The organism is Allobosea sp. P1_A7 (genome assembly GCF_056406775.1).
Genome location: NZ_JBFTZN010000288.1, coordinates 1 through 7,375, shown reverse-complemented (window position 1 = coordinate 7,375; position 7,375 = coordinate 1). Strand labels below are relative to the sequence as shown.

Annotated in this window: 7 protein-coding genes and 1 pseudogene; 7 read left to right on the top strand and 1 reads right to left on the bottom strand. The window is 65.3% G+C overall.

All coding sequences use genetic code 11. The features are described from left to right. A partial coding sequence (locus AC1D34_RS31320; RefSeq protein ID WP_476826331.1) for a TSCPD domain-containing protein occupies nt 1-2,089 on the top strand: 2,089 nt, incomplete at its 5' end. 590 nt (nt 2,090-2,679) lie between these two features. On the opposite strand, the gene AC1D34_RS31315 is transcribed toward AC1D34_RS31320, so the two are convergent. Further along, nucleotides 2,680-3,036, bottom strand: coding sequence for a helix-turn-helix domain-containing protein (locus AC1D34_RS31315; RefSeq protein WP_476826330.1), 357 nt, complete (start codon nt 3,034-3,036; stop codon nt 2,680-2,682). 34 nt (nt 3,037-3,070) lie between these two features. On the opposite strand from AC1D34_RS31315, the gene AC1D34_RS31310 reads away from it, so the two are divergent. The 6 genes and pseudogenes from AC1D34_RS31310 to AC1D34_RS31285 form a co-directional block, all read left to right on the top strand. After that, entirely contained in the window at nt 3,071-3,886 is an 816-nt protein-coding gene (locus AC1D34_RS31310; protein ID WP_476826329.1) for an 8-oxoguanine DNA glycosylase, read from the top strand. 73 nt (nt 3,887-3,959) lie between these two features. After that, nucleotides 3,960-4,334: a hypothetical protein gene (locus AC1D34_RS31305; protein WP_476826328.1), complete on the top strand. Its 375-nt coding sequence runs from the start codon at nt 3,960-3,962 to the stop codon at nt 4,332-4,334. Then, entirely contained in the window at nt 4,331-5,524 is a 1,194-nt protein-coding gene (locus AC1D34_RS31300) for a PfkB family carbohydrate kinase (protein ID WP_476826327.1), read from the top strand. Before AC1D34_RS31305 ends, AC1D34_RS31300 begins: the two co-directional genes overlap by 4 nt. Beyond that, the gene (locus AC1D34_RS31295) at nt 5,509-6,114 is read left to right on the top strand and encodes a 7-cyano-7-deazaguanine synthase (RefSeq protein WP_476826326.1); all 606 of its coding nucleotides are present in this window, start codon (nt 5,509-5,511) and stop codon (nt 6,112-6,114) included. Before AC1D34_RS31300 ends, AC1D34_RS31295 begins: the two co-directional genes overlap by 16 nt. Next, nucleotides 6,104-6,763, top strand: a complete 660-nt coding sequence (locus AC1D34_RS31290) for a nitroreductase family protein (protein ID WP_476826325.1) — start codon at nt 6,104-6,106, stop codon at nt 6,761-6,763. Before AC1D34_RS31295 ends, AC1D34_RS31290 begins: the two co-directional genes overlap by 11 nt. A gap of 272 nt (nt 6,764-7,035) precedes the next feature. Then, a pseudogene (locus AC1D34_RS31285) lies at nt 7,036-7,375 on the top strand (hypothetical protein); the annotation flags it as partial.

Here is a 7,375-nt window from a genome sequence, read left to right as displayed (position 1 = left end):
GGGTTATGCCAATATCGGCGGCCTGCTGATGACCATGGGCCTCGGCTATGATTCCGAGGAAGGCCGCGCGCTTGCCGGCGCCCTCACCGCGATCATGACCGGCGTCTCCTATGCGACCTCGGCCGAAATGGCGGGCGAGCTTGGCCCCTTCCCCGGATACAAGAAGAACGCCAGCCACATGCTGCGCGTCATTCGCAACCACCGCACCGCCGCTCATGGGCAGGCCTCGGGCTATGAAGGCCTGCAGGTTACGCCGGTGCCGCTCGACCATGGCACGCTCGCCCGTCTCGGCGGCTCGAGCGCCACCATGTCGGAACGCGCCCGCGCCGTCTGGGACGAGGCCCTCTCGCTCGGCAAGATGTATGGCTATCGCAATGCTCAGACGACGGTGATCGCGCCGACCGGCACGATCGGCCTCGTCATGGATTGCGACACCACCGGCATCGAGCCCGATTTCGCGCTGGTGAAGTTCAAGAAGCTGGCCGGCGGCGGCTACTTCAAGATCATCAACCGCGCCGTTCCCGACGCGCTGCGCTCGCTCGGCTACCGCGAGGCCGAGATCGCCGAGATCGAGGCCTATGCCGTCGGCCATGGCTCGCTAGCCCAGGCTCCTGGCATCAATCACGGCTCGCTCCGGGCCAAGGGCTTCCCCCAGGCCAAGATCGACGCGGTCGAGAAGGACCTGAAGGCCGCTTTCGACATCAAGTTCGTCTTCAACAAGTGGACGCTGGGCGAGGACTTCCTCGTCAATGAGCTCAAGGTCCCGGCCGAGAAGCTGAATGACATGTCGTTCGAGCTCCTGCCCTTCCTCGGCTTCTCGAAGGCCGAGATTGAGGCCGCGAATGTCCACGTCTGCGGAGCGATGACGCTGGAAGGCGCGCCGCACCTCAAGCTTGAGCATTACAACGTCTTCGACTGTGCGAACCCGTGCGGACGCATCGGCAAGCGCTATCTCTCCGTCGAGAGCCACATCCGCATGATGGCGGCGGCGCAGCCCTTCATCTCGGGCGCGATCTCGAAGACCATCAACATGCCGAACGACGCCACCGTCGAGGACTGCAAGAGCGCCTATCTGCTCTCCTGGAAGCTGGCCCTGAAGGCGAACGCCCTCTACCGCGACGGTTCGAAGCTGTCGCAGCCGCTGAACTCGGCCCTGATCTCGGACGAGGATGACGACGCCGACGACGCCGTCGAGTTGCTGCACCAGCAGCCGATGGCGGCACGCGCCACCCATGTCGCCGAGAAGATCGTCGAGCGCATCGTCGAACGGATCGAACGCAAGCGCGAACGCGAGAAGATGCCGGACCGTCGCACCGGCTATATCCAGAAAGCCGTCGTCGGCGGGCACAAGGTCTACCTGCACACCGGCGAATACTCGGACGGACGCCTCGGCGAGATCTTCATCGACATGCACAAGGAGGGCGCGGCCTTCCGGGCGATGATGAACAACTTTGCGATCGCGGTCTCGCTCGGCCTGCAATACGGCGTGCCGCTGGAGGAATATGTCGAGGCCTTCACCTTCACGCGCTTCGAGCCCTCGGGCTTCGTGCAGGGCAACCAGTCGATCAAGAACGCCACCTCGATCCTCGACTACGTCTTCCGCGAGCTGGCGATCAGCTATCTCTCGCGCAACGACCTCGCCCATGTCGACCCGAGCGAGATCGGCCATGACGTGATCGGCGGCGGCGTCGGCCAGGACAAGGCGCCGGATGCAATCGGTCCGATCACCTCGACCCCGCTGGCCTCGACTGGCTTCCGCCGTGGCAAGCCGATCAACCTGCTCGCCATCCAGGGCGGAATCGTCCACGAGACCGTCGCCCGCAGCAGCAGCAACGTCACCTCCTTCGCCACCGCAGGCGCGACTGCGCTGAAGCCGGACGCCGAAGAAGAGGCCGTGGGCGAAGCTGAACTGGCCAAGCTCGGCTTCGCGGCTCCCGCCGGCCAGCCGACAGCCTCGGAGCGTCGCGCCGAAGCGATCATGAAGGGCTATGTCGGCGATTCCTGCGGCGAATGCGGCAACTTCACGCTGGTCCGCAACGGCACCTGCCTGAAGTGCAACACCTGCGGTAGTACAACTGGCTGCTCGTAGCACGCAGAGTACTGATGTAGGCGCTCCGGAAGTTTGGTCAGATTCTACCCGAAGTGCGCCTCGATGAGAGCGGAAGTCCGCCGCACCCCTGTGTGAGTGGAACCATAGTTTGCCTTATTGACGCATCAGCTCCACGCAATTGACGCGACGGCCTGCCGCACCTCGCGGCAGGCTTTTTTGTGCAACGAACCCGTCGGCTCCCTGGGGGCGATCACGTGGCCGCTCTCTCGGCGCTTCTGGCGCTGGTGTAAGTGGAACGATGGTTTGCCTTTTTGACGCTTGAATTTGCCGCAAATGACGCAGCGGCCCGCCGCAGCTTGCGGCAGGCTTTTTTTGGGCCTCCCCTCCAGGGAGACCGGTTCCCTTCTCGAGCGGCCACGCAAACAGCTCCCGTGTATCGAGCGCCTTCAGGCGGAGCCGCCTCCCATTAGTCCACGATCGCGCCAGTGACGAGGGAAGAGCCGATCGAAACCGCTAGATTGCGTTTGCGACCGGCTCGATGGGCGGCGCGACGACATTGTCTGCGCCAAAGAGGGCGATTAGCTTTTCGAGGGATCGAGCGCTACCACCTCGCTACGGAGCTAGCCCCCTCACCCGATCGCTCGGCCTGGCTTGCGCCGTGTCGCCGACGGAATCCGTCCCTTTCGTCGGGAGCCTCCAACGCCCAGTAACCGGTTCAACTCGCGGAGTTGCTCCTCGATGGACGCTGCGAGGTTCCTGATCCTTGCCTCGTCGATTCCAGCCGCCGTGCGCCCGTCTACAGAATGGGCTTCCTGAGCGGCGAGCCACGCAACCAGCCGATCCTCGAGTTCCTTTGGCAAGCCCACTAGGCCGCCGACGACCTTGCTGTAGTGAGGCTGGGAAATCCCGACCGCGCGCGCCACCGCTCGCTGGCTTAGTCCGGCCCTGAGACGGCATTCCTCTACCGCTGAAAGAAGCTCGCACATTGCCGATCGCCCGGATGTCAGCTAGTATGAATATATGCATTCACTCCATGTGTCGAGCCAGAGGGTTCTCTCCCTTTCGGGAGGTCGGCTGCACAGCCTCGACGTGCCCGCGGCCGACGAGATGGTCCATGGCTGGGATTTCCCCTGGGGCGATGCCGACAGGCCGCTGACCCCGGCCTACTGGGCTGCCCAGGCTTGGATGTGGAAGCTGGACGCTCCCGATCACTACCGTCTCGGCGGCAGCCTTGAGGAGGAACTGCTCGCCTGCATGCTCGGAGGCTACGGCATACCGGCAGAGGTCGGCCTCGCCGCATACGACCGCCTTCGCAAATGCATGCATGCATCGCCCGATGCATTGTCCGAAGACCGCGCGGTCTTCGATGCGCTCTCGACGCCCTTCCGCGTCGGCGATCGGACCGTCCGCTACCGCTTCGCAAGGCAGAAGGCCGGCTACGTCGCGGCCGCCTTCCGCGCGTTGCCGGACATCGACCGCTCACAGGACGACGTCGCGTTGCGCGACGAGCTAACCAAACTGCGCGGCGTCGGCCGGAAAACCGCCTCCTGGGTCGTCCGCAATCTACGGCGGAGTGACGAGGTCGCCATCCTGGACGTTCACATCCTGAGGGCCGGGCGAGCGCTTGGCATCTTCGAGCCCGATCTCACCGTCGAGCGGCACTACCTCGCCCTGGAGGCGGCCTATCTGAGGTTCGCGGCGTCGATCGAAACGGAGGCGTCGATCCTGGATTCGGTGATGTGGAACACGATGAGGCTGTTGCCCGAACGCGGTCCGGGGAGACGCGTCAAGGATTCGCACTCGGGAACGTCCGAGCAGACGGCATTCGCGATCTGAAAGTATTACTCCGGAAGAATTGACGGCGTCCCGCTTCGATGGTTCTCCTTCCGTCAATCTTGGGGAGAGCGTCGTGTCGGGAAGCGGTGGTGGCAGGAGCGACGACGTCGGGTCGATCCCGATCGGATCGTCGGGCACGTCGGGTGCGGGCGGCGGCGCGGGCGGGGCCGGTGCGGATCCTTGCGCCATTATCCAGGACGCGCCGATAAACAGTCCCAAGCCCGTGGTGAACACGCTGGCGGTGGGAGACGTCCTCGACATCCATGTCACCGGCACGGTGCCGCATCGTGTCCTGGAAGTGCGGACCCTCGGTGGCCAGCCCGTCGGGTCGCTGACACATCGCGGGCATCTGGCGCTGATCGCCTGCATCGACCAGGGCAATAGCTATTCCGCGGAAGTCATTCAGCGCTCGGGCGGATCGGTGGTCGTCAGGATCGAGCGCAAGTGATCTCCGTCGCCGGTGGCGTCTATGCGGAGCGGTGCCTCGAGCCGTTTTGGGACGATGTGTATGGCTCGGCCGGACGTGCAGCGGCACTCATCTCCGGCGCCGTGCCGGACGTCAAGCTGCACACCTACCGCGCCGAAGGATTGGAGGACGGGCTCGCGAACCTTGCTGCCGTCTACCGCCTGGACGTGCAAGGTCCGAAGGTCTCCGGACCGGGCGTCGCTTTCGAATACCTGCATTCACTGGCCGACCCGCGGATCGTGCCGCGACGTGACCTCATCGAGGTGCATGCCGCATTTGRGGTGGAGGACGACGTCGTCCTGAGCTTCGGCATGATGGAGGGCAGCGCCAAGGTTTCGGCGAGGCGCGCCGTCTACGACCCGCAGTCAGCGTTTTCACCGCAGCCGTTTCATCGAAACGGCTCCTCCGCGCGGCAGTTGGCACTCGTCCTCAATCGCCTCGAAGGCGGTCGGCTGACGGGGAAGACGGCCCCTGATGACATCATCGACGCGCTCGTTGCCGAGCACGGCGCGGAAATCGTCATCCTGAAGCAAGGCGGCCAGGGGGCCATCGTCGCGACGCGCGCKTCGCGCAGTACCGTCCCGGCCTACCGGAGCGACAGCGTCTGGAAGATTGGCTCGGGCGACGTCTTCTCGGCTGCCTTCACGCTCCACTGGGCCATTCAAGATAGGTCCCCCGAGGAAGCGGCGGACCTGGCTTCTCGTTCGGTCAGCCACTACGTCTCGACGCGGTTCCTGCCCCTCCCCGCTGAGGCCGAGCTCCGGCGCACCGTCGACCGGCCAATCGTACCGGGCAAGGGCCGAATCTACATCGCCGGTCCGTTCTTCAACCTGGGCGAGCTGTGGATGATCGAAGAGATCAGGTCGCAGCTCCTGCACATGGGCGTGGACGTGTTCTCGCCGCTGCACGACGTCGGGCGCGGCCCGGCGCACAAGGTCGCCAAGGCCGACCTCGCGGGTCTCGACGGCTGCGACGTCGTGCTCGCCGTGCTGAACGGCGGTGACGCCGGGACGATTTTCGAGGTCGGCTACGCCGTCGCCCGCGGGAAGCCCGTCGTAGCGCTCGCCCAGAACATTCGCCCAGAAGACATGAAGATGACCATCGGTTCTGGCTGCCAGGTCGCCGACGATCTCGTCTCCGCCATCTATCGCGCGGTGTGGGCCCTGCCGTGAAGGGGATCCTGCTCTCGGGAGGGATGGACTCGATCGCCCTCGCCTATTGGCAGCGGCCGGAGGTGGCCTTCACCGTCGACTACGGCCAGGCCGCCGGGGACGCTGAGATCGCCGCGGCGGGACAGGTGGCGTCGCTCTTGGGCATGCGCCACGAGGTCGTCGCGGTGGACTGCTCGTCCTTGGGATCGGGACACATGGCCGGGACCGAGGCGCTCGACCTGGCGCCCGCCCCGGAATGGTGGCCGTTCCGGAATCAGCTCCTGCTGACCCTGGCCGGAATGCGGGCGGTGACCATCGGCGTCACGGAGCTGATGGTCGGTTCGGTGGCCTCCGACGGCCTTCACGCCGACGGCAGGCCCTCCTTCTACGCCTCCATCGACGGGCTAGTGCGCATGCAGGAAGGTGGCATCCGGGTCACCGCGCCCGCCATCGGGATGACGACAGCAGAGCTGGTCAGGATCTCCGGCATCCCCCAGTCCATCCTCGCCTGGGCGCACTCCTGCCATGTCGGAAACCTGGCCTGCGGCGTGTGCCGGGGCTGCGTGAAACATTACGAGGTCACCGACGAATTGACTGGCGATGCCTACTGACGGCGAGACCGCGCCCCGGCTTGTCGGCGAGAAGCGCCGGACGCCGTTGCCCGATTGGCCGATCGTCACCGCCTGGGCGCGTCGCATCGAAGCGCCCGACCGCGATTTCTTTCAGGTGCTCGGGCGGCGGCGGTCCCGGACGGGCGGCGACCTTCCCGAGCCGAAGCTTGCCGCGCTGCTGCGGCATTCCACGCAGTTGCGGGAGCGCCGTGGCGACGGGCGCTTCGGGGTCTGGGAGAGCCGGACGGCCCCCTCGGCGGGCGGCCTGCATGCGCTGAGGCTCCTCGTGCTCGGCGTCGGTTCGAGCGTCGGAGGTCTTTACGACGGCGAGGCGCATGCCTTGCGGTCACCGGCGAACCTATCGGCAGCCCTCGACCTCAACCGTCGAAGCGTCCGCGAACTAGCAGGGGCGGAGTGCGGAGCCACGATCCAGCTCGTCGGCGACGGGCGTATTTACGCGGACTGCTACGATGCCTGGGAGACGTTGCTGTGGCGCGATGCCGGTGCGGTGGCGACGATCCTGTCGCTGGTCGCGACGGCGCTTTCGATCGAGGCCGTCATCCTCGGGCGCCGCGGCGACGACATCGTCGAGGCAGCGGGCTTTCCGGAAAATTGGGCCGCCGTCGGTGCGGTGCATGTTTCCGGTTGATACGAGAAATCGACGATGCGGTATTATTCCGGCATTTCGAGATGCATTCCGATAGGCTCAATTTTCCGATAACATTCTTCCAACTTTCTCATCGCGCGTTTACCTCGCTTCGGTAAGGATGCCGACAGGGCGTTTCGATTCGAAAAACAGAAAGCGATTGGTTGGTTCTGATGGGCGCGATCGGACATTCTCCGGCCAGCGAGAAATCGTCCCCGTTTCGTAAGGACGCCTCTCTCGATCGGCTGGCGGATCGTTTCAACGTAGCGCAATTCGTGAGCTTCGCTCCCTCGCCAAAGGGTCCGATCCAGCAATTCTCGCGGCTCGCCGACGCCTCGCCGAATTCCCGTTTCGCCAGCACCGCCGACGCCGTGCGCGAGCTCTTCCGGAAGAGCGCGGAGGGCACGGTCAACGTCCGCAGCTTCGACGAGGACCGCCCCCAGAGCCGTGAATTCCTTTACGGGCTGGAGACGACCGACGACGTGCTGTCGGCCTTGTCGCGCCTGTCCTCCGAGGGGCTTTTCACGATCGCCAACGAGACCATCGACGTCAGCGACGGCGGCGTTTCGGGCGTCGCTATGGGCGAGATCGTGGAGTTCGGGCCGGACACGACCC